This window comes from Streptomyces sp. NBRC 110611, from assembly GCF_001590865.1.
In the GTDB taxonomy this organism is placed as follows: Bacteria; Actinomycetota; Actinomycetes; order Streptomycetales; family Streptomycetaceae; genus Streptomyces.
The window spans coordinates 1-22592 of record NZ_BBUY01000032.1 but is presented as its reverse complement, the minus strand read 5'-3'; the positions used below and the strand labels follow the sequence as shown (position 1 = coordinate 22592).

The 22592-nt window shown below is 63.2% G+C and carries 11 protein-coding genes, 2 tRNA genes and 7 pseudogenes; 5 read left to right on the top strand and 15 right to left on the bottom strand.

Going from position 1 to position 22592, the window contains the following annotated elements; all coding sequences use genetic code 11:
• Positions 1-240: 240 nt before the first annotated feature.
• Together AZE13_RS38655 and AZE13_RS31900 are read right to left on the bottom strand one after the other, a co-directional pair.
• A pseudogene (locus AZE13_RS38655) lies at positions 241-482 on the bottom strand (RacP protein); the annotation flags it as partial.
• A gap of 2 nt (positions 483-484) precedes the next feature.
• Positions 485-1495, bottom strand: a pseudogene (locus tag AZE13_RS31900) (DUF6192 family protein).
• A gap of 672 nt (positions 1496-2167) precedes the next feature.
• On the opposite strand from AZE13_RS31900, the pseudogene AZE13_RS31895 reads away from it, so the two are divergent.
• The 3 genes and pseudogenes from AZE13_RS31895 to AZE13_RS38650 all read left to right on the top strand — a co-directional run.
• Positions 2168-3624 (top strand): annotated as a pseudogene (locus tag AZE13_RS31895) (NF041680 family putative transposase).
• A gap of 606 nt (positions 3625-4230) precedes the next feature.
• Positions 4231-5010, top strand: a complete 780-nt coding sequence (locus tag AZE13_RS31885; protein WP_066939927.1) for an IS5 family transposase — start codon at positions 4231-4233, stop codon at positions 5008-5010.
• Positions 5011-5173: 163 nt separating this feature from the next.
• A pseudogene (locus AZE13_RS38650) lies at positions 5174-5830 on the top strand (IS5 family transposase); the annotation flags it as partial.
• Positions 5831-5881: 51 nt separating this feature from the next.
• On the opposite strand, the pseudogene AZE13_RS38645 reads toward AZE13_RS38650, so the two are convergent.
• Positions 5882-6641: pseudogene (locus AZE13_RS38645) on the bottom strand (IS5 family transposase); the annotation flags it as partial.
• 72 nt (positions 6642-6713) lie between these two features.
• Between AZE13_RS38645 and AZE13_RS34840 the strand changes: the two are divergent.
• Positions 6714-6947: pseudogene (locus AZE13_RS34840) on the top strand (transposase family protein); the annotation flags it as partial.
• 27 nt (positions 6948-6974) lie between these two features.
• On the opposite strand, the pseudogene AZE13_RS31870 reads toward AZE13_RS34840, so the two are convergent.
• The 12 genes and pseudogenes from AZE13_RS31870 to AZE13_RS31825 form a co-directional block, all read right to left on the bottom strand.
• Positions 6975-7779, bottom strand: a pseudogene (locus AZE13_RS31870) (transposase family protein).
• 164 nt (positions 7780-7943) lie between these two features.
• The gene (locus AZE13_RS38640) at positions 7944-9644 is read right to left on the bottom strand and encodes a C40 family peptidase (protein WP_258528129.1); all 1701 of its coding nucleotides are present in this window, start codon (positions 9642-9644) and stop codon (positions 7944-7946) included.
• A gap of 213 nt (positions 9645-9857) precedes the next feature.
• Entirely contained in the window at positions 9858-10121 is a 264-nt protein-coding gene (locus tag AZE13_RS38635; RefSeq protein WP_258528131.1) for an integrase core domain-containing protein, read from the bottom strand.
• Between the two features lie 109 nt (positions 10122-10230).
• Positions 10231-10410 carry a hypothetical protein gene (locus AZE13_RS38630; protein WP_258528132.1) on the bottom strand — a complete coding sequence of 60 codons (180 nt, stop codon included), beginning with the start codon at positions 10408-10410 and terminating at the stop codon, positions 10231-10233.
• A 379-nt stretch (positions 10411-10789) separates the two neighbouring features.
• On the bottom strand, positions 10790-10960 hold the full coding sequence (locus tag AZE13_RS37290; RefSeq protein ID WP_181690514.1) for a hypothetical protein: 171 nt from the start codon (positions 10958-10960) through the stop codon (positions 10790-10792).
• Between the two features lie 53 nt (positions 10961-11013).
• Positions 11014-11469, bottom strand: a complete 456-nt coding sequence (locus AZE13_RS31855) for a DoxX family protein (protein ID WP_066939921.1) — start codon at positions 11467-11469, stop codon at positions 11014-11016.
• Between the two features lie 420 nt (positions 11470-11889).
• Complete coding sequence (locus tag AZE13_RS31850; protein WP_066939943.1) at positions 11890-13011, bottom strand: LCP family protein; 1122 nt, start codon at positions 13009-13011, stop codon at positions 11890-11892.
• A gap of 483 nt (positions 13012-13494) precedes the next feature.
• Positions 13495-14442, bottom strand: a complete 948-nt coding sequence (locus AZE13_RS31845) for an aldo/keto reductase (RefSeq protein ID WP_066939915.1) — start codon at positions 14440-14442, stop codon at positions 13495-13497.
• Between the two features lie 1508 nt (positions 14443-15950).
• A complete protein-coding gene (locus AZE13_RS31840) occupies positions 15951-16199 on the bottom strand; it encodes a helix-turn-helix domain-containing protein (RefSeq protein WP_107288564.1) in 249 nt (82 codons plus the stop codon).
• 396 nt (positions 16200-16595) lie between these two features.
• Positions 16596-16937 carry a WhiB family transcriptional regulator gene (locus tag AZE13_RS31835; protein WP_079124588.1) on the bottom strand — a complete coding sequence of 114 codons (342 nt, stop codon included), beginning with the start codon at positions 16935-16937 and terminating at the stop codon, positions 16596-16598.
• A gap of 1909 nt (positions 16938-18846) precedes the next feature.
• Positions 18847-18920: transfer RNA gene (locus tag AZE13_RS31830), tRNA-Ile, on the bottom strand.
• Positions 18921-19514: 594 nt separating this feature from the next.
• A tRNA-Leu gene (locus AZE13_RS31825) sits at positions 19515-19597 on the bottom strand.
• A gap of 2059 nt (positions 19598-21656) precedes the next feature.
• On the opposite strand from AZE13_RS31825, the gene AZE13_RS36530 reads away from it, so the two are divergent.
• Entirely contained in the window at positions 21657-22235 is a 579-nt protein-coding gene (locus tag AZE13_RS36530) for a hypothetical protein (protein WP_147264779.1), read from the top strand.
• The last annotated feature ends 357 nt before the right edge of the window (positions 22236-22592 follow it).

The window sequence follows — 22592 nt, the reverse complement described above, 5'->3', positions numbered from 1 at the left end:
CCGCTGGCGCGGGGTCGAGGTGGATGACGTTACGGGCCAGAACAAGAGGCGCCGATCCGGGTGCATGCGTGGCCACAAGGCCGTTGTATCAGATGCATCAATGTTACTTCTGTATGCTAAGGTGCAGGTCAACGGACAGATCACGCCCGCCGTCACTCCTCGACAGCACCCCCGTGACCAGCCCTAACGGCCTTCCGGTCACCGTGCGCAGTGTTGCATCTGATGCAATTCATCCTGTTTGGCCGGCTCGGCGCCGAGCCGGTAACCCTCGGCCCGGGTCCAGATCAGCGGTGGCCAGCCGTTGGAGGCGATGATTTCGTGCAAGGCCGCAAGCACCGACCGGACCTGGCTGGGGGACAGGCCGCTGGCGCGTACCAGCTGCGGGAACGCAACCCGGCGGGCCTGGCCTCGAACAACACGAACCGGAGGGTGTCGGCATGCCGCTGGGCGACCTCGCCCCGTCGCCGTGAGGCGCGGGGCATGGCTACTCGCTTCCCAGCATGCGAGCGAGCTCGCTGTCCATGTCGACCTTGCCGGTGTCGACGGCGGTCTCGATCCAGTCCAGCGTCGCCCTCACCTTGGCCACGTTCTCGTGCACGATCGTCCGCTCGTCCTCGGCCAGCGTCCGGTCGCGCAGCCCCGGAACGGCCCGGCCAGCCGCGGCCACGAACGCATGCCAGGCAGTGACCAGGTCCAAAAACTCCACCGTCCGGTCGATGTGACGGACCGCGGGAGCGACGGGGCTGGTGTTCTCGAACTCCTCGCGGGCCTGCCGGCCGCGCTCGACCTGGGCGGAATTGACCTGGTGGCGGGCGGTGTCGTCGCTCATTGCCTTGAAGGCGACGTCTGGACGCCGCAGCAGCCCGGTGACCGCCGTGACGGCCACGGTGTCGTCGCGGGTGAACTCCTCCACCACCCGGACCCTGTTCTCCGGCTTGACCTGGGAGGCGACCGCCGGCCGCCGGAGCAGGTCGGTGGTCACCACAGCAGCAACGTCCTCGTCCCGGGCCAGGGTGTGAATCGCGGTGATCTTCTCCTGCGAGGAGATCGGTTTCTCCACCTGCCGGCCGACCCGCCGGTTGGCGTCGTCGACCGTCCACCGGCTCTTCCTCTCCGGCGGTGTTTTGATCGCGGCGAACCGCTCTTCCTCGTCAGGAATGCTGCCCAAGACCCGGTGAACGGTGAACGACGCCTTCGCCTGGCGATGTTCTTTCGGCCAGCGCGAGGCCGTCCATCGCGCGTTTTCCACCGTGGTACGGCGCAGTCCGATGTCCTCGGCGAGCCGGGTCAAGGCCTGGCGGACGGTGAACAGGTCCCGTCCCGGCAAGGCTTCCCGGCCGTCGTCGGCCACATGCATCGGCTCGATCTCCAGAGCGCGGTCGCCGATCGTGAACTGTCCTTGCGTCTACTGTTCGACTACCTGCCGCAGCTCGGCCACGATCTCGTCGTACCGCTGCTGGCTGACGTTTCGGACCTTCTCGGTCTCCTCCTGCATGGCGTTTCACCACCAAGTACGGTCCGGGGCACGGCGCTTCGGACCGTGAGCAACAGGGCCCGCTTACTGATCCGAGAGTCAGACCATAAATCGGAAGATCACAGCAAACGACCGAAAATGACCCAACTTCGATCGAAGTTGGGTCACCGATGCGTTCGCGCTGCGGTTACTGTGACCGTCCAGCGAACGGTCCCTTCCGCCGCCTCCAGGCCCTCACCTTGCAACGGCCGGAGCAATACAGGGCCGTCGACCTCCGGTCGACGCCAGCCACCACCGAGCCTCACACTCCGGGCACTCAGCCCGACCGGCTCCGTCACGTTCAGCCGCCACACGCTTACGCAAGCGCCGTTCCGCCCGCCACTGCCTGGCACGACACGCGGACGAGCAGAACACCGCCCCGGGCCGGGTCCCCGGCCTCAACCGGTCGCCACAAGCCCGACAGCTTCTGTCCCCGGCTCGCCCGGTGTCCTCGGACACCACGCCAGCGTAGGACCCAAGGCTACTCGGAACCGGGCTTCGGAAACACGCACTTGTCGTTTATCTGACGAGGTCGAATCGCGCCTCGAACGGGGTCGCTCACCTGGGCATTCGCCGGACACGCGGGCGACCTCGGCCTGATCATGTGCTCCGACCAAGGACGCACCTGACCAGACCGAGGCCGTGGAGAAGAGTGTGCTGCAACAGGGAGACCGGCAGGAGGCGTTCGCGACGCTGTCACGCTTCCGGGGCGATTTCTGCGACTGCCTCAACGGACGCGGAGATGCCCTGTTCGAACTCACCGACGCCCTGCTGTGTACGGACGGGCCGGTCAAGACGCTGGTGGACCTGGCACTTGCGCCGGAACACCGTCGTGGCCACGGTGCCTTGTACGGCGGCTTGAACAAAGGCCGTGTGGACGTCGCCCGGCTGCAGTGGGCGATCGCCGGGCTGCCGCTGCCCAAGGCGGCCGACGGGCGCTTTGTTCTGGCGGCCGACGTGTCACCGTGGCTGCGGCCCGACGCGGCAACCTGCCCGGACCGCTCGTTCTGCCACACCTATGGCCGGGGCGAGGCCAAGCACCAGATGATCCCGGGCTGGCCGTACTCGGTCGTGGCCGCACTGGAAACCGGCCGCACCTCCTGGACGGCGGCGCTGGACGCGATCCGCCTCCAGCCCGGCGCTGACCTCGCTGCCGTCACCACCGCCCAGGTGCGCGAGGTCATCGCACGGCTCATCGCCGCAGGCCAGTGGCACGAGGGCGATCCGAAGATCCTGGTGGTACTCGACTCCGGGTACGACGCCCCGCGCATCGCCCACCTGCTGGACGGACTGCCCGTCGAAATCCTGGGCCGCCTGTGCTCGGACCGAGTGATGCGACGGGCGACACCTCCGCGCGTCTACGACCCCAAGGGCGGCCGACCACCCAAGCACGGTGGCGAGTTCGTCTTCGGCCAGCCCGACACCTGGGGCAAGGAGCAGGCCTGACAGTCACCGACACCCGGCTCTACGGGAAGGCGACCGCGCAGGCGTGGGACCGGCTGCACCCGCGGCTGACCCGCCGGGCGGCCTGGACCGACCACGAGGGACCGCTGCCCATCATCGAGGGCACCGTCATCCGCCTGACCGTCGAGAAACTGCCCTCTGGCGGGGTGAACAAGCTGGTTTGGCTGTGGTGGTCGGGCACCGGCGCCACTGCGGCAGACGTCGACCGCTGCTGGCAGTCGTTCCTGCGGAGATTCGACATCGAGCACACCTTCCGGATGCTCAAGCAGACTCTGGGCTGGACGAAGCCACGGCTTCGCAGCCCCGAGGCCGCCGACCGCTGGACGTGGCTGGTGCTCGCCGCCCACACCCAGCTCAGGCTTGCCCGCCCACTCGCCGCTGACTTGCGCAGACCGTGGGAGAAGAAGGCCGAGCCGAACAGGCTCACCCCAGCCCGAGTCCGACGAGGGTTCCGGAACCTCCACGCGAAGACGCCGTCTCCAGCGCGTGCACCGCAACCGTCCCGGCCTGGGCCAGGCCGGCCGCCGGGCTCGAAGAACCGCCGCCCAGCCACCCGCCACGACGTGGGCAGAGTCCTCGCCACCGGCCAGCCGTTCCGGCGGCCCACCCACCACGAGGTCGGCACCAAGCCGCGACGTGTGGAATGAGGCCCGGGCGAACCGTCATCGGATGTCGTAAGTAAGGTGCCCTATATCCTATCACCTGCGGTTCTTCTTCGAAGCTGGCGTTCCGCACACCCCTCTGTGGCCTGGCCCCCGACACAATCTTGACGTCGACAGCCCCTACGGTTCCCCCTGCGAGCTGGAACGGCTGCCCATCAGCACAGCCACGCGGACCGAGCTGGCAAGACTGTGTGAGCGGTACCAGTCGTCCATCGACTGGGAGTACCCACCGGACCCGTCGCCGTGGACCGAGGAGCAATGGACCTTGTTCAGGCAGAAGGCGGACGCCGCACTGGACGCCGTGCGCCGGGAACTTGGTGACGACTGGATAGTCGAGGACCGCCGCAACCGTTAAAAGTCAAGCTAAGAGGGCGTTTTAGCCCCCTCTGCCCGTATTAATGGTGGAATCTGGTGAGTACTAGGAGAGGGTGGTGTGCTGGGCGGTTACTGAGTGACAGATGATGTGTGAGCAGGGCTGTTGCGTCCCTTCTGCTCCCGTTTCGTCGCAAAATGAGCCTCTTTGCTTCAAGTGCCCCAGGTGGGTGGCCGTGCGCCCTGACCATCCCGCCCGGGCTGCACTACCCCGGAACTATGAGCGAGCGTCGCCGCTACCCCAGCGATCTGTCCGATGCCCGCTGGGCCCTGGTCGAGCGGCTCCTGACGAGCTGGCGGACCGAGCAGGCCCGCCACGGGCTGAACATCGGCCACCCGCCCCGGCACGACCTGCGCGACATCCTCGACGCCGTGCTCTACGTGGCCCGCACCGGCATCCCGTGGCGCTACCTGCCCCACGACTACCCGCACTGGAACACCGTCTACCAGTACTTCGGCCGCTGGGAGAAGGCCGGCATATTCGAGCAGCTCAACGGGCTGCTACGGCGCCGCGTCCGTGAGGACGAAGGCCGCCAGCCCGAGCCAACCGCGGTGGTGATCGACGTCCAGAGCGTCAAGACCTCCACCAACGTCCCCGCTGCCGAACAGGGCGCTGACGCCGGCAAAAAGATCGTGGGCCGGAAGCGCAGCATCGTGATCGACACGGGCGGCCTCCTGCTGACCCTCCTGGTTACCGCCGCGAACGTCCAGGACTCCGTCGCCGGCCGGACCCTGCTCGACCGGATCGCGGCGGCCTATCCGACCATCCGCAAGGGGTGGGCCGACCGTGGATACCGCGAGTACCTCGTCGACCACGCAGCCCGCCTCGGCATTGACCTCGAAATCGTCCGCCGTACCCCCGCCAGGCGCGGCTTCTCCGTGCTCCCGCGCAGGTTGGCAGTGGAGAGGACCCTCGGCTGGCTGATGCACCACCGTCGCTTGGCCCGCGACTACGAAGCCCTCCCATCACGGTCCATCGGCATGATCTGCGTCGCGTAGATACCACTGATGACCCGCCGCCTCACCAGAGAATCCACCCCAACCTGGCGAGGAACCTGAAGCCGCATCAATCCCGCAGAACGGGACTAAACATCGGGCGAAAACGCCCTCTAAGAGAGCATCTGATCTAGGTAGTTGGTGTTCTGGGATGGTTTTGTGACGGGTGGCGTTGGCGGTCGTTGCGCGGTGTGTGAGTGCTCGTCGTCCGTACCGCAGTGATGTGTCCGATGCCCGCTGGGCTCTGATCGAGCCGGACTTCGCGGCCTGGCGGGCGAGGCGGACTGGGCCGGGTACGGCGGCCCGGGTGCACGATCTGCGGGAGATCGTCAACGCGATTCTGTACGTCAACCGCACTGGCATCCCGTGGGAGTTCCTGCCGCATGACTTCCCGCCGTACAAGACCGTCTACGACTACTACGCCAAGTGGGAAGCGGACGGCACCACCGAGCAGGTCCACGACCTGTTACGCGACAAGACCCGCCGGGCCCACGGCCGCAGCCCCGAGCCGACCGCGGCCGTGGTCGACGCGCAGAGCGTGAAGACCTCGGGAAACGTGCCCGAGGCCAGCCAGGGCATCGACGCCGGCAAGAAGGTCAAAGGACCCAAGCGGCACCTGATCACGGACACGCTCGGTCTGGTCCTCGGCGTCCTCGTCACGGCCGCCTCCGTGCACGACACCACCGGCGGCAAGCTGCTGCTCGACGAACTGGCCGCGGCCCATCCCAGCGTCTCCAAGGTGTGGGCCGACGGCGGCTACCAGAGCAGCGTCTTCAACCATGGCACCGTGCTGGGCATCGACGTGGAGGTCGTGCAGCGGCCACAGGCGAAGGGGTTCGAGCCGCTGCCGAAACGGTGGGTGATTGAGCGGACCTTCGGCCAGGCCCTGGTGGAGATCGGTGCGTCGCTCGTAGCGGGTGCGGAGCCGTTTGAACTGGTGCAGCCAGGCGAAGGTGCGCTCGACCACCCAGTGGACCTTGCCCAGTCCGGAGCCGTGAGCGACGCCGCGGCGGGCGATCATGGGTCTGATGCCACGTTTCCACAGCAGGCGCCTGTACTTGTCGAAATCGTAGCCCGGGTCGGCGTACAGCCGTCGGGGTCTACGGCGGGGCGGCTCCGCAGGCCCCGGATCGGTGGGACCGCGTTCAACAGGGGCATCAGCTGCGTGACGTCGTGCCGGTTGCCGCCGGTGAGAGTGACGGTGAGCGGGGTCCCGTGACGGTCGACGATCAGGTGGTGCTTGGAGCCGGCACGAGCACGGTCGACGGGCGAGGGGCCGACGTGATCCCCCCTTTGAGCGCCCGGACGTGCGAGCCGTCCACGGCGCTGTCATCCAGGTCCAACAGGTCGGCGCGGCGCAACTCGCTGAGCAGAGCGGCGTGCAGGCGGGGCCATGCACCGGCCTCGGCCCAGTCCCGCAGCCGGCGCCAGGCCGTCACCCCGGAGCAGCCCACCGACTCCGCGGGGACATCACGCCAGGCGACACCGGTCCGCAGCAGGTACAGGACGCCCGCGAGCGCCGTTCGGTCCGGAACACGCAACCGTCCCGGATAGCGGCGCCGCCGCTCGGGAGCGGGCGGCAGCAGCGGAGCTACCCACTCCCACAGGCCGTCAGGAACAAGATCAGCATGCACTCCGGACACCCTGCCGACCAAGATCGCCGAGCACAAGACCTGCGACTCAACTCATTCTGAAACGATCAGTAAGGCTACCGGGGCGCCGGTGGAACGGTCCGTACCCCGTGCTGGGGCAGGTGGGAGACACCTTCCCCAGGCCAGCAGGCGGTGAACCGGTCCCACGCGAAGATCCGAGCACTCGTCGAGCAGGCCATCGCCACCCTCACGTTCTGGCGGCTCCTTCGCAAACTGCGATGCTCGACCACCCGGATCACCACACTCGTCCAGACCGTCCTCACCCTTCATCTGGCCAGCTCAGAGTGAGGATGGAAAAGGCTCAGTGAACCTCTTTCATCCTGAATAGTCGCAGGTCAGGAGGGTGTGGACGGCTTGGACGATGGTGCCGATCCGGCGAGTGGAGCATCTGGCTCGCTGTAGCAGTCGCCAGGACTTCAATTGCGCGAAGGCGCGTTCGCCTGGAGCTCTCAGCCGGGCATGGTCGCGATTGAACTGCTGGTGGCGCTCCGGTTGTTGACGGTGGTTCTTGTACGGTGTACGGACGGTGGCGCCGGCACCCTGGTAGGCGCGGTCGGCCAGGACAAGTATCTGCCTCGTGAGGCAGGCCTGGATGATGCCGTGGGCCCGGGCCGCGGTCAGGTCGTGAGTTCGTCCCGGTGTAGCGCGCGAAAACCACAGGGGTGTGCCGTCTGGGCGGGCGATGACCTGCACATTCATCCCGTGCCGTTTGCGCTTTTGGCTGTAGTACGGCTCGTCCGCGGCGATCCGATCAGGCGGGATCAGCGTGCCGTCAACGATGACGAAGTCGCCTTCACCCAGGCCGACGAGGGCCTCGCGCAGGCCCGGCGCCCAGGAGGCGAGGAGGTCGAGGGTTTCGTCGACGTACCGCCAGGCCGTCGCCTGCGACACCCCGAAGCCGGCTCCGACCTGCGCGAACGTCTCGTTCTTCCGCAGATGCGCCAGCACCAGCAACGCCTGCTTGAAGCAACCCAGCCTCCGCCACGGCGAGTTGATATCCCGCCGGCGGGCATAGATCAGCCAGGAGACATGCTCGACCAGCTCATGCGGTACGTCGAGCATGGAAGAATGCGGAACCAACCAAGCCCCCGGCGGCTGGTGCGATGAGTGGAATCACCACACCAACGACGGGGGCTTCGTCGCGTCACCCCGCACCCCACTTGACCAGGGACTTCACCCTCTCAGAGGCAGGATGAAAGAGGTTCACTGCAGATCAGAGTCACTACTCGGGGGTGACAATACGGAGGGTGAAAGAGATTCAGCGGTCGGGTTGACGGTTCCGGTCTATCCGGCTCGGGGGAAGATCGGAGCAGTCCATCCCAGATATTTTGCTCCCCACTTCATCTCAAAGAGGCTAGCGTCAACGATGTCGATGTAGCCGAGTCGTAGGATGTCGTTCGAAGCAGCCTTACCACCTCCGAGGTAGACCGCGATGTGTCCAGCGCGGTGGCCGGTGTCCCAGTACAGCAGAGCGCCAGGTGGAGGGGTGCGATCATCGGGGTGCCGCATGTTCTTTGGGACAACGGAGAAATGGTCGATGGCGTAGTTGACTCCGGAATAGTTCCATCCGTAGACGATCGCGCTGAAGGCGAGGCAACGCCGGTACCAGCCGGTGGTGGAGTTCCTGCCGGAATGGGCCTTGGCCCATGCGATAGCGTCGCGGATGGAACGAGGGTTGGGAAGTCTCCATCGCTGTCTGCCGTCGTTGAACGTTCTGCCGCGGCCACCAGCGCGCGGGCTGCCGTTGCGTTTTGGGCAGTGGCCGGCAACCACCCCGGAGTCGGCACTGTTGTCGAAGCTGCCCACCGTGCGAATGTCACTTCTGGCCATGGTGCTACCACGGTCCAGATCGATGTCGGCTTCCCCTACCAGAGCCCACACGTTCGACTTATGCCCAGCGTAGAGACCGGAGCGGACAGACTGGTGGTCAACCTGGGCGACGTCGCCGGACGTGCGAGGCCGCCAATTCTTCACGCTGAGCATCCCGGCATTGCCACTGTGGCCCTCGGAAAAGGATTCAGTAGCGAACTCCGGGATGAACGCTTCTTTGGTGTCCCAATCCGTGGAGAGGCGCTTTGGGGACAGACTGGGTCTCCCGGCGACCTTGCCGAAAGTGTTGAGATTTGCGATCCGCTGAACGTGGACGCTACCGGTTTCGGGCTGCGAGCCGTCGACGTCGGAGAGGGTTCTGACTTGGGGGTCGGCACAGTTGGAGGCGGCCACCGCATGGGATGGGCACAGCGCTCCGGCCAGCATCAGCAGGAAAGCTGCTGAACCGACGACGCCGCTCTTGAGCTGCAGACGGTGCTCGACCGATTCGGCAGCCGTGAGGGCAATATGGCTGATCTCATGATGGTCCGCTGCTCCCCCCCGATTCCCAAGACGCAGGTGACCAGCCAGGGCCGACCTATGCCGACTCAGGAGGCCTTGAGGGAAAGGCGACAGGCGTAGTGGTAGGTCACGGTGACGTCGATGGTGCCAGTAGCCCGCCGCTGGCCTGGGGCGACGGTGTCGAGAACAGGGCACTGTACGGCGATCGTGTGCACCGTGTTCGACATCATCTGAGATACGCTGGCGGCAGGGGCGCGGATTGCCGCCGGACGTATCTCGTTTGTCTCTGTGACGGACGGGAGCACTCGGGTCAGACGCGGCCTTCGGCTCGGCACAGGCGCATTTCCCGGACCGCACCCACGTGGCCCTGGCAGCCAGGAAGGAGGCGACCGTCACAGTGATCGGTTCGGGGGCCTTGCCATGTTCAGCCTTGATCCCCGTGACGCATTCATCGCTTCGATCTGAGCTCGGCGTATTTTTCGCGCTGCGTCGCTGGAGGAAGCAGAGATCGGTAGTCTCTTCGGTTAGCAGCAATTTATGCCACTCAGCGACATCCTGTGGAGCGGATATCGCTCCACCCGTCTGCCATGTGTTGTTGTGGCGGCGATAACCGTCGGTTTTTCCGACAAGCTGCGGAGAGTCGTGGTCATGCATGGCAAGCTCCGTAGATTGACGTTTGCTCAACCGAACAGGTAGCGATGGACAGCTCCACGACGCGTACCTCCGGGAGATTTCAAGTCTGGTGAGACGGTGGCGCTATGAGGTGTGTGGTGCGGGTTCCCTGCGCTTGGCCGGGTCGTTGGTCCATGCCTGCTGGGGTATCTGGGGCGATCGGGGGCGGCGGCCGAAGCGTTCGAGGTGGCGGGCCTATGCCTCGGCGAGGGTGACGGCACGCTGGTCGCGGACCTCCTCGGTGGTGCCGAAGTGCACGCTGGCCGGCGTGTGCCAGCCGACGCCCGAATGCCAGCGCTCATGGTTGTAGTACGCGATGGACGCGTCGAACCACTCGCGGGCATGGGCGAGCGAGTCGAACCTTTCTGGGGAGTCGGACATATACTTCGTGGTCTTGAAATGGGCCTCGCTGTAAGGGTTGTCGTTGGAAGTCTTCGGCCGCGAATGCGACCGGGTGATGCCGAGGTCGACAGCAGCTGCGAGACCTTCTCCGAGGACATTGACGTGCCGCGGTCGGCGTGCACGGTCTCGGGTCCTCCGATGCCGTTGCGGGCGATGGTCTCGTGGATCAGCTCCTCGGCCCGAACAGCTGATTCGGCCCGCTCGACGATATGGCCGCCTTGGTGATGTCCCAGGTGAACACCTGCGCGGAGACGGTGGCGACCAGCTCGGCCACCGTGTTCGCCGGGTGGGTGGCTTGGCGGCGACGCTCGCCGGACTGTCCCTTCCCGCACAGGACCCGGTACATCGTGGAGACGGAGCAGTGGTAGCGCCCGGCATCCAGCTCACGAGTCCAGATGTGCGCGGGCGGCAGTTCGGCGTACTCGCCCGAGTTCAGCAGTTCCAGAACCGCAGCCCGCTCCTCGGCTGCCGGGGCCGAAAGCTGGACCTGCCGCCTGTCGACGGCAGTACTCAGTCCGCGTGCCCTCGGAGATCATTTCCAAGAGCGCGGAAGCTTTTCCCATGACCTCCAAAGCTGCCTTGTTCCGGGCCAGTTCCTTCTCCAGCCGTTCGACCTGGCGGCGCGGCTTCTCGTTCTCCGCGTCGGCAGCCAGCTTCTTCGGCCTCGCCGAGCTGGTCCGGTGGTCGACCAGCTTGTCCAGTGCCCCGGCATCCCGCGCGGCTCGCTATTCCTTGACGTGCGAGTGGTACAGCCGCTCGCGGTGCAGGACCGCGCCCTTCTCGTTCTTGGGCACGACCTCGTACTCGGCCATGATCCGCAGCTTGTACTCGGGACTGAACGTGCTGCGCTTCGGCCGGGGAGCTGGATCTGACCCGCCGGGGCTGATGCTGGTCATGAGTGGTTCTCTTGTCGTGCCCTCTCAGGCTAACCCAAGGGAAACTCGGAAAGTCACCGGAAATTCGGAGGCTGGTGTATGGCAGCCTCCTCGCGCTCGTTGAAGAAGAAACAGTCGAGCGCCCAGGCGCCTGGCCCGGTGAAGGCGATCAGCAGGAAGGCCCAGCAGAACATTGCGGAGGCCTCGCCGCCGTTCTGGATCGGCCACAGCGCGGTGCCCTGGTGCACGGAGAAGTAGGCGTACGCCATCGAGCCGGAGCTGACGAAGGCCGCGGCGCGGGTGCCCAGACCCAGCATGACGAGGGCGCCGCCGGCCAGCTCGATCACCGCGGCGTACCACCCCGGCCAGGCGCCGGTGGGGACGGTGCCGCCCTGGCCCATCGCGCCGCCGAGGACGCCGAAGAGCGAGGACGCGCCGTGGCAGGCGAAGAGCAGCCCGACGACGATGCGGAAGAGAGCAAGTACGTGCCAGGTCGCCCTCTGAGTGAACGTTGTGAACAGTGCGGTCATGTGGAGACTCCTAGGGGTTCGGAGACCAGGTAAAGTGATCTAGCCCATACAGAAAAGGCGGCCTGCCACACGCTGAGCCTTCAAGTTCTTTCCAGTTCTGGTGCCGTCTGAGGCGATTGCGTGTGCGATATGGCTCTATCAGCGGTCGGCCGACCTTCCAGAATGTCGAAGCTGCTATTTTAGACGGCGTACAGGAATTTCCCAGCATTGCGTGAGGCTTCCCGGAACGAGGGCGCGGCCGCGTCATCAGTGACCAGGCGTTTCTTCCGCAAGCCTGAAGAGAACAGCGAGCATGCCACGAGAGGTTGCCACTGGCGAACTCGCTCCCAGCACACTATCCACCACACGGTGGATACTCAGAAAGATGCACGGGAGCCGTCCCATTCCAGGATGCCCGTCAGAGTTGCCACAGTAACGAGATCACTGGTCCGGTTGCACCTGTCCATCAGTAACGAAATACTTGGCGGCGTTTCTTTTGTTGTCAGCGACTGGAATGGCCTGATCGTTACGCAGCGCATCCCACACACGCTTTGATTGCTGGGGCAGTGGCGCTACGCGATTCTTGTTGAGCGGATCGAAAGTAACCGGCAGCGTAAGCATCTTCAGGTCTTGGGGCGCAATACCAATCAGGCTCTTGGCTAATTCCATGAGCTGTTTCACCGAACTCAGTTCATCATCTGTGTTGACCGCCTTGGTCATAGCGTCGGCTATTTCATAGAGCCGCATCGGACCACCCAGCAGTCCGACACTCTTGGCCTGTTTCATCATTGCCTTGATGAAGATCTGCTGAAGCTGAATGCGGGCCAGGTCGCTGCCGTCGCCCCCAGGGGCGGCGTGCCGGGTTCGTACAAGGCCAAGTGCCTCTTCACCAGTCAGTCTGTGCGTTCCCGAGGAAAGAACAAGATGGCTATATTTGTCGCGGATTGACTTGGTCGTAGTTATCTCCACACCGCCTAAGGCATCGACGATCCGTCTAAAGCCAGTGAAGTCGATCTCAATGAAGTGGTTCATACGGGTGCCGCTCATCGACTCAACGGTCTTGACCGCGCAGACTGGCCCTCCAATTTCGTACGCATGGTTGAACATGTCCCGCTTCCGCCCCTTCACGATCTTGCCATTCCTGGAAATGCAGTCGGGCCGGGATATCAAGGTATCCCTCGGGATACTGACCACACTCGCGCGCTTATGGCCCCTATAGATATGCACGACCATAGTGGTGTCGGAGCGGGCACTTCCTTTGTCTTCGCCGTACTTGCTGTTGAACCCCGCCCGTGAATCCGAACCCAGGACGAGGATGTTCATGGAGCCGTTAAGAGTTTCCTGAGGGCGATCCTTCCTCAGAGTGGTATTAATGTCAACAGAATTGAGATTGTTATTGAGTCTGAAGTAGAGAATCCCCAATACCGCACCGCTAACCACTAAGCAACTTCCCAGCGCGCACACGATATTCGCCAATATCCGGAGGTGCCCAGTGGGCCGCTTGCATCGGCGGCCTGCAGCAAGTCCCGTAGGCGAACCACTCTTGGGTGACGTTAAAGCCATCCTCGTTGCGTCACTGGAGTCTTCCTGAGGGCTACCCTTTTTCGGATCGGCATTGTCGTCGACGGAGTTAAAAATCACCTTGAGTCTGAAGTAGACATACCCTAAGAGCAGTAAGTAACTACCCAGCATGCATGCCACCTTCGTTACAACTCTGCGCCGCCTGGTGGGCAACTTGCGTCGACGGTTCATGGCACGCCGTCCAGATGAAGCACGCTTGACTGGCTTCGCACTCATACTCATGTCTGCCGTCTACTCTCTTCTGGTCCTTGTCCTGCCGGCAGCGGTTCCGCCCTGCTCATGGTTTCGGTTCGGAAAATGAGGGCTATCGTTGTGGCTCAATTTCGTTCTGCTAGCAAATGGAAGATTTACACCCGATGCGCGATCGAATCATACCTGTGGCAAACCATGTGCGACAAGGATTCCAGCGATTGAAGATGATATCGGCAACCAGTGTTGGATTGAAGCATTCTAAGCATACTTCACCTATTCGAAGATCGACCCGCAAGCTATATCGACAGCATTCAACTCTTCCAGAGTAAATTGCGTGTTTCCGGCAGCTGCGCAATAGTCGTGCAGCTCCTCCCAGGAGGAGAAGTCGACTAATATTGAGGTGACCTGGGTGTCGTTCAGAGCCCAGCTCAAAGCAAGTTGTGGCAAGGTCTGCCGACGTGCTGCAGCTAGCCGTGTCAACTGATATCTCGCTTCGGTTATGCACTCCTGGGCCTGCTGGTCGCGAGGCCGTTCTGGCAGGGCGATGGCCAAGTCACCTCCCGCCAAGGGGTTGGTTATCAGGCATCCCACACCGTTTTGCTCCAGCAGACCGAAGGTGTTGACGGAGGACCACCGGTTCAGAAGTGAACAGTCGAGGCTGCACACCGTTACAGGGGTTCCCTGGTCTTCCAGCAGCGGCAAGAAGCGGCGCAAAGCTGCTGGGGAAAAACCTGAAAGCCCTGCATACAGAGCTTTGCCCTGTGAGATGGCACTACTCAGTGCGGCTGCCGTCTCCTCCATAGGCGTAAAGGGGTCAAACCTGTGCGCGTACAAGATGTCCACAAAATCCAGGTCGGTGCGACGCAACACCGTGTCCAACGTCGACAACACGCGCTGACGGGAACCGAACCCCTGCAGCATTCCCAGCGTACCTAAACCCACCTGCAGCGAAACCGTCACTTCTTCACGCCGCGACCGCACGGTGTGCAAGGCAGCCTTTAGTTCGTCGACGGCCGCGGGCCCTCCGAAGGGAGGTGACACATCGACATGCGTCACACCTGCCTCGAGCGCATACCGCAGCAACAGCCCTGCATGCCCCCAAGCATTGTGACAACGACGCAATGCCAGTGACAAAGTGGGGAGATACAGACCGCTGCGTCCGCAGCGCCGGACTGGTACAGGTGAGATCTGATGTTCGGGAAAGACATAGGGTATATTCATCAGACTCCTCCATGGTATTCGCATTCGGGCGGGAAGGCAGACTGCGTACGCAGTGGAGGCTCGCGCAGTGTTCTGGCCACGCGGCTAAGGAGATGAGGAAGGTGCGAGCCAGTAGTAGGGAGAGGTCCCATCTTCAATGCGGACTCGGCATTGGTATAGCAGGAGCTCCACGCCTTCGACCGTAGTCCCCAGTCGCGCGGCAACGACGCTTAGCGGATATCCGTATAGGAGGCCCAACAAGGCCCGCCTGGTCCGGCGGTCGGATTGTCGTAGCATCTCGCCAACAAGGCATCGGTCAATAGCGACGTCGGCTGGACGGCTCAGCACATCGGTGCCCGCTACGTTCAGGAAGCTGGCCAGAGCGGATGGAGCTTCATTCCTTGGCCGTTGCTCCCGGTACCAACGGCGGTACTCTTCTGGGAAGGCTAGCAAGCAGCCTCCAGCGAAGTAGGAGTACACGCTTATTCCCGACCTAGGGGTCCACCCTGTTCTCGCCATAGCCCTCCGGCGAAATCTCCGCAAGGAGACCGCGACGGTTGCCCCCACTATCTCGTCCACCGCATCCCGGTCCAATAGCTTGTGGTTAGCCAAATGCAGGCGCCGGCCACTTATTCGGTGAACCCTCCATCTCAGAGAGCCATCGGCTAACCATGCTCGCAGCGTTGCACAGCCATGGTGGGCGAGGGCTTCTGAAATTCTTTCCCACGCCTCGTCTGTGTCAGCGCCCTCACGCACCAACATGGTCACCCAGCGCCTCAAATCACCGGCCGGTACGCAAGGGGTCCCGTTCTGAGACGAGGCGGATCGCTGGGGACGGCCGTTCCCGAACGATGAATGAGCGGACATAAGTGACCTCTGGCTTGTGGAGAAAGGCGGCTATCTGGACTACGTTCGACGCGGCATCATCACCCGGCCGACCATTCATTCCTGTCTTTTGATGTGGGCTCGCTTTATTACGGATGGAGTTTTTATTTTATGGGGAGTGAGTAGGAGTATGGCGGCGAGAAAGATAGCGAGACCGGTCATGTGCCAGGTCCACAGGGTGAGGACGGTAGTTGTAGTGGTAATGGGGTGGGTGAACCACTCCAACCAGACTGAGGCTCGTGCGCAGCGAATCTTATGCGCGAGGGCCCGGCACTCGTCTGTGAGGAGGATGTGGGTGATGGATTCGGCAGGCAGGTTCTTGCGGGCCTGACTTTTAAGCAGGAGTTGAACGACAAGATCATCAGGGTTGTAGATGGGAGTACTCGACATGGTGGCTGTTCCTTTCGGATGCAAAGCGTGTTGCGCTGGAGAGCCATCAGGCTCGGTAGCCGGAGGAGGCCGCATTGCTGGGGCGGTACGTAGTCACGAAAACCGCCCAGGGACCACACGTCTCGGGGTCAGAGGTCGTCTCGTAACTGAACATGAGTCGACGAGAGTCGCTCCTCCCTGCTTGCGGCAGCCGAGACTGTCGACGCTGCTTTCAAACGAGTTGCGAGGCAGGCTTTAGCCAAGATTGCGGGGCATCAGTAACACTGTTTGCGTCGGCGTGTACGGCAGGCGCGTTCGGTGCGTAATACATGGTCTTCTCGGTAGAGATTGCGGTTGCCGTACCTGGCAATAGGGCGCAGGTATCCACGATGGACCCATTTGCGGACGGTGGCGGGGGTGACGCACGCCACCACGGCGGCCTCCGCAGTGGTCAGCAGACGATGGCGTGGATCATGAGTCAGGGGCTGCTCTGCTAAAGTCCGCCGGCTCGGCCAGTTAGTCATCGTCATTGCCTTTCCAGAGAGAGAAAGCGTTAGGCTCTGAGGTGGGCAGTTGCTTCGTTGGTGGCGGCGTACATTCCTGGACAAAGGATTGGATAGGATACTCTCGGGAGTATCGCAAAGCCGGGGCTTTATACTCCGGTGCATCAGCATTCCCGGGAAAACGGGTACAGAGACAGGTAAATGACGACGGCAACTCGCGTATGAGCGAAGGGTTGGCCGTCATTGACATGGTGAGATCTCGTGCATGTACGTTGCACGGGTACACCCTGACCATCTCCTGCCGGTAAACGGTAACGTCTGTCGGATGGCGGAGAGACCGTGGTCGACTGACGAGCCTGCCCAGGTACGTGACGGGCTGAAAGTCGGTTGTCCCCTGATTGGTGCGTAGTCTTGGCGTCACTCGGTAGCGGAGAGACTGGAACGATGACGGTCACGGGCGGTGCCCAACAGTTGCTGCCAGGAGGTGATCTCGGGTCGGCGGGCCAGCAGACTGCGCCGCCAAGATCCTGTGGTGCCGCCATAAACGCCTTCGGGGATGCGGGTGTCCAGAGCGTGAGCCAGGCACTCGGTCTGCACCGGGCAGGTTTGGCACATCCGAAGCGCCTTGCCCTGGCGGGGTGAGTGGTTCTGTGCGAAGAACAGCTCGAGGTCATCGGTGGTGCAGGCAGCGTGCTCGCGCCAGTGGCGGTCCCAGGCTGGGGGCGTGCGTCTAAGCGTAGTAGCGCGGTGCAGAGTCATCTGGTCCATAGCAGATCCCAGGTGAGTTGGTCAGGGTAACCGTCAGCTGAGGCGCCGCGGCAGCCCTGCGCGAGCTGGAAACGGGCACATGCCAACCGGAGATCCTCGTCCCAGGCGCGGGCGGCCCACAGCCCCGGGTCAGACCTCAGGGCTGCACGCTGGTCGTCGGCCCACCCTTCACTGATCAGCCGCAGACGTAACATCAGAACCCAAACGTTGGCGTGTCCGGGCCCGAAGTGTTCGAGGCCAGGGAAGGCGGGAGGCGAGGTGGTGCTGGGGTGGTCAGGCACCACCGTGGACGATGCTTGCGGCAGAGTCAGGACTGGAAGGGCGTCGCGGTTTCGTGCGCTGATGAGGAAGTTCCAGATCACTGTGCCGCGTGCGACGCCGGCCCGGTAACTGCGGGCATGTTGGAAGGTGGAGCAAGCCCGCCGGTACCTGCTTCCTGGGCGGCCCAGGAAGCAGAGGTCGCTGCCGCGGCCAGCAACTATTTTGCGCAGGGCGGTAAAGCAGGTGCTGCACAGCAGAGCGATTCTTGAGTTCCTGCGGAGAGGCGGATGTGAGGTGAAGTGGGGCAAACGGCGAATCATCGAGTGTCTCTCCTGATCTCACCGAACATACGGAGGTATCCGAGATATGAGCAGGATGAGCTGTGGCAGTTTTACGCACTTAAACTGCTGCGAGGTGGATACTGCTTCCGGCTCGCACCTGGCGGACTGAAATATTAGCGAGCAAGTCGGGACGGCATTCGGGAGCCCGATTCAACTGCGGCAATCCTGTTCCAGGGCCATGGCCTGTCTAGTTGGCAAGGTTTGGTGCTTGCCATGCACCGTCCCAACACCGCGGCCAGCGGAGTGCAGAGGAGCTTGCCGCCTGGGGGCCCGGGCCTGTTGTGCAGAGTCCGGAGCCTCACTCCATATGCCCGTGGGAGGTCGAGTGCCACGTGCTGGTTGCCCAGTGAGCTTGGCAGTTGCGGCACTCCACTACGCCACTCTCGGTGGACAGTAGAGCGCGCATCTGGCAGCTCGGGCATGGGGTCGTCAACTGGCGAGCAGGTTCGGTACGGCCCAACAGCGTTCGGGCAGTGGTGTAGGCCACCCACGTACGGTGGGCATGCATCCCGCCTTCTGTGCCTGTTACGGCTGTGGGCAGATCGGCGGCGAGCGCATGGCACAGGTCCTGAAGGAGACGGCCAGGCCGCACAGACTCTACCGGCACGAAGTCGGGCATCACGTAAGAGGCCCACGCCCGCAGAACGTCGATGCAGCGCTGCGCGTGATCTAGCAGCGGTAGACGCAGGGGCGTGCTTTTTTCCCTGCTCTTCCAGGGCACACGATTGGGAACCTGACAGAGAAGGCTGCTGCGGGGGAAGAAGGGAAGTTCTACATGGAGCTGGACGTACAGCTGTGGAAAGCGGGTGAATGCACCGTGAAGGAGATGCTGACATTCGAGGCAGATACTGATCTCGGCACTGCCTGTCGGTGCAGACGTGCAGATGGTGCAGCACCGCTCCATGATCACTCCTGAATGAATCCTGTGGTTGTCGGTTACTTGGGGGCCTGATGTGGGGTGCCAGAGCATCGGTAGGACCGGTCCTTACCCTGGAGCTTGAGCGGCCTTGAACAGGAGAAATTCTCAAGCGGAGAGTCGGGTCCGCACCGGAATTCGCCAGACCTCCCGTCTCCAGCAGGCAATACGCTGGGTAACGCCATCGGCTACCGGGACTTGCAGGCGGCATTGGGATCCCTCGCAGACTACGGACTCTGTTGGCTCGACGGAGCAGGTAGACCTGGAAGGCCGGGATGGTGATGGGGCGGGCTTTATCCACAGTTATCGCTGTCCTCTCCATAGCCCGGAGGGAGGTATTTCACTCGGCGGTGACGGGCAGATCACATGGGGAGTATGACAGTGGGGCGTGCGGGACTTGAACCCGCGACCGGAGGATTATGAGTCCTCTGCTCTGACCAGCTGAGCTAACACCCCAAATTCCCTGAGATCGTTGAATGTAGTAGAGCGTCCAAGTCTTGTTGATCCGAAGGGAGCCTATGGACTGGCAGGTGCGCTGTAGTGGGCGCAGAGACACCAGCTGTGAGGACAGCGAATTGGTGTTTTTTCGAGTATGGGTGGGCCGTACATGGGGCATCGGTGACGCTGACGTTCGGCACAAGCCACAGCGGTCTCGCATCTCCGCGAAAAGACAGCCTTTGTCTGGAAGGCCTTGTGACGCAAGTCGATGCCAGTGCAGTTGTGTTGCGAGCCGGAGACGTGGGCCACAACCTGGTGACCTTTGACAATGACCCCACCGACACGGCAGCAGCGGCAGCAGCTGAACTACTGGGTAGGTCTGAGTAGCATTGCGGAACAAATACACCGAATCCCTTTGCCCATCGGAGATCGGATCAGAGTGTGGTGCGCCCTGAGGCAACCGCGGCGCGGATTTGAGGCATGGGGGCGCAACATGGCAGTGACCTTTCTCAGAACGGAGCACAGCAGTGCCTCGTCATGTGGGGGCGAAGACTGCCTCGGACGCCGCACCACTCGTGTGGCAGGAGTGACGGGGCGCGGAGAATGAGGAGGTGAGCGAGGTGGGAGTCGAACCCACAGGCCCGCGTGGGCGGCGGGTTTTAAGCCCGCTGCGTTTACCGTTTCGCCACTCGCCCCGGACACGGCGTCAGTGCATCACGGACGGACATCCACAACTACTGTGGCGTACGACGGGTAGGCGGCGGCCGGCACGTGAGTAGCACTGTCATTGCGTGTATGCGCGTCAGTGCGCATGGGCGTAGCGTTCGATGGCAGCTTAGGCTGTGTCCAGGGCCGCGGCGTGTGTCGCACAGCCGGCCACAGCTTCGTGACCAGTAGGCAGTTCCAGGACTATTTTTTCTCTGTGCTCCACCGAGAGAGACACAGCCAAGCCTGGGCTTAGCCCACGTCGTACTCAGTGACGTCTGCATAATTCTGGGCTCACTTCGGCGACACACCAGCGCTGGAGGAGTGCCTATGTCCGGTATACGAGCTGTCTCCAGGGCTAACGGCACCTGGAAGTTCACCTCGTGTGGGTAACCACAGGCAGTCTGTCCACGCCGGCTCCGAGAGTGTTGGTAGGCGTCGCAGTTCGGAACACTGACCGCAGACCAGGCACGCATCGCGGCGCCGCAGTGGGAGAAGGCAGCATCATGCTCGATGAGCATGTGCCGGGCATAGCTGACGACGGTGTGCTCCGATCCGAGTTGACAGAACCGAGCCGTGGGGAAAGCAGCAAGTGACGTTGACCCCGCTTTGATTCGTGTCGGGGTGCTACGCAGGGGTGTTGCAGTGGAGGGCCGCGGCAGACCAATGCAGGTATGTGAGCTCCGTGGCGGCAAAGGGGAGAGCCACTGGTCATAGTTTCGCATCAAGGAAGACAAACGAGGCATGTCGCCATGCATCTGTCGGGGAGTCGCATCGAGACGGTCGGAGCTCAGTGTCCAGGGGCTGATAGCCTGTGGATGTGCAACTGTCGGCTCGTTCGACACCGCCATGGAGCGGCTGCGGTGCCAAGACCACGAGTAGGCAACAGAGCAGCAAAAGCCGCCGAAGGCAACTGCAGGTTCTGTCGGCTGCTCCATCGGCCCGGCGCCTAGGATATCCATCGCATATCGAAAGGACACGGCAGCAGCGGGGGCAACCGGGGCGGAGTCTGTCCGTGCCCAGCCCAAATGTTCGGAGGCAGGAACCATCCGGCACCGGCCGAGGAGATGGATTAGCACTCCGGCGCAACGCTGGCGTGCCCAGCTGGTGCCGTTGAAGGCTTCGCGACGGAAGCAGTGAGAGGGTACGGCGGTGGGGGCGCCCATGAACTCTCCTAGGCTAGCGGAGTCAGGTAGCTGATCCGAGGTCAAGGCGTCAGCGCTGCAGTGCGGCATCACCTCGGCCACCAGCAGGCCGGCTGCAGAAGGAACCTTCAGCAAAGGCAGTCACACAGCGCGCGGGCTACACCGGGTCTTACGAACTTCCGGGCACCGGTGAACGGTGCGGGCTGTCTCACGCTGGGCGTCGCACCCCATGTTGCCGTGGTAAATGGCGGTTCCAAGGCAACCGGACGGCCCGACGGTGATGAGCCCACCACCGGCTTGACTGCTGTGTTCGCTGCCACGGTCGCCGCGCGCAGTGCCGTGGTGACGGCAGGCTCGCCGGCGCCGATCGAGGGCGCGGCGCGCTGCACATAGGGTCGCAGGGCGCCCCGGACCGGCCCTTCCCTCGACAGTCTGGTCGCCTGTGCTGATGTGGCACAGGGAGGTTAGTACCCACTGTGAGGCGCCGTGGGATAAGTAGGGAACGCTTCGATACTATGAGGTTGACGAACACCGAATGGTTCTCGTTGGCGCACCGTGGGCGAGGCCAGCGCGAGCTCTTCACGGAGGACGTAGGCGATCCGCAGAGTAATTTTGCGTCGGCGACACTTGGTGTCGCCGATGTAATACGATCCGCTATCCAGTAGTGTGCCTTGCGATGTTGATCGCGGGAGGCTAGGCACCTCATGAGCTCACCTCCTAGTTCAGTTACATGGGTAGCACCTTTGAATGGATGCTGTCTTGCTAGCTCCATCCTGCATCCTCGTTCCACGGACGGCAACTGGAACGTCATCCAGTAGCCATGCTCTGTGGTCGCAGATGTGACACTGGAGGAGCTCGGCCGGAAACCGTCTCGTCTTCCGAAGCTGAGGGAGGAGAAACCCACATGGGCGATGACCTGCAAAGGCTCGTCGTGGCACGGCTGGCTGAGCTTGGCTCTCCACGGCGTCCCCTGAGCTACCGGGCCGCGGCGGCACGCAGCCAAGGGCATGTCAGCCATGGCACGATCGGGCGCATCGCCCGCGGGCAGCACAGCGGGGTACTAGAGGACGAAACCCTCGACGGCCTCGCCTTGGCCCTCGACGTACCGCGTACCCGCATCGAAAAGGCCGCGGGCATCTTTCGTGAACGCCCCCTTCAGCCGTTCACCCTTCCGGCCCGCGCCAGCCTGCTCTCACGCAGCGAACGCGAAGTCGTCCTCAGCGTGGTAGACGCACTCCTGGCGGCAGCCACACGGACAGGCGCAACATGCCAACCGAAGTCGGCTGCTTCGCCTGGCACCGCCCATCCAGTCAAACAAACACCCCTCACCAGCCGCGTACCAGAGCGCGACGACCACGCTCTCGTGGCCTATGCCGTCGACGGCACTGGCCGGATCTCCGCAGCCGACCTCGAAACCATCCGCAGACACGAGGAAGGACAGAAGCAGGCACACGCAGGCGGTGAGCCTTCAAAACGTCCCTGACTGGCTGCAACGCCTCCACCCGCTGCCGGACAGTGCGTGAGGCCTATTCACGGGAGCGGATCAAGGTGGATTCCTTGATTGGTCTCGATCTTGCATGACGGTCCGTCGACGGAGTGGGCGGACCGTTTCGTGTCCCGTGGCTGATATCGGGCAGACCGGCGACCCGGTTGTCGCATCGGGTGGGCGCTGGGTTCCACTGCTCCGGGCCAGATGGCGCTGTCGTCGGGACTGGGGAATCTGCTAGCGGTAGTTCGTTACTGACTTCGGCTCGTTGGGGTGTTTCTTTCCGAAGTCCTTGATGCGGCTGGGGTTTTGGTTGTCTCCCGTGGTGTGTGAGGTATGTGGATGGGGGCGGAC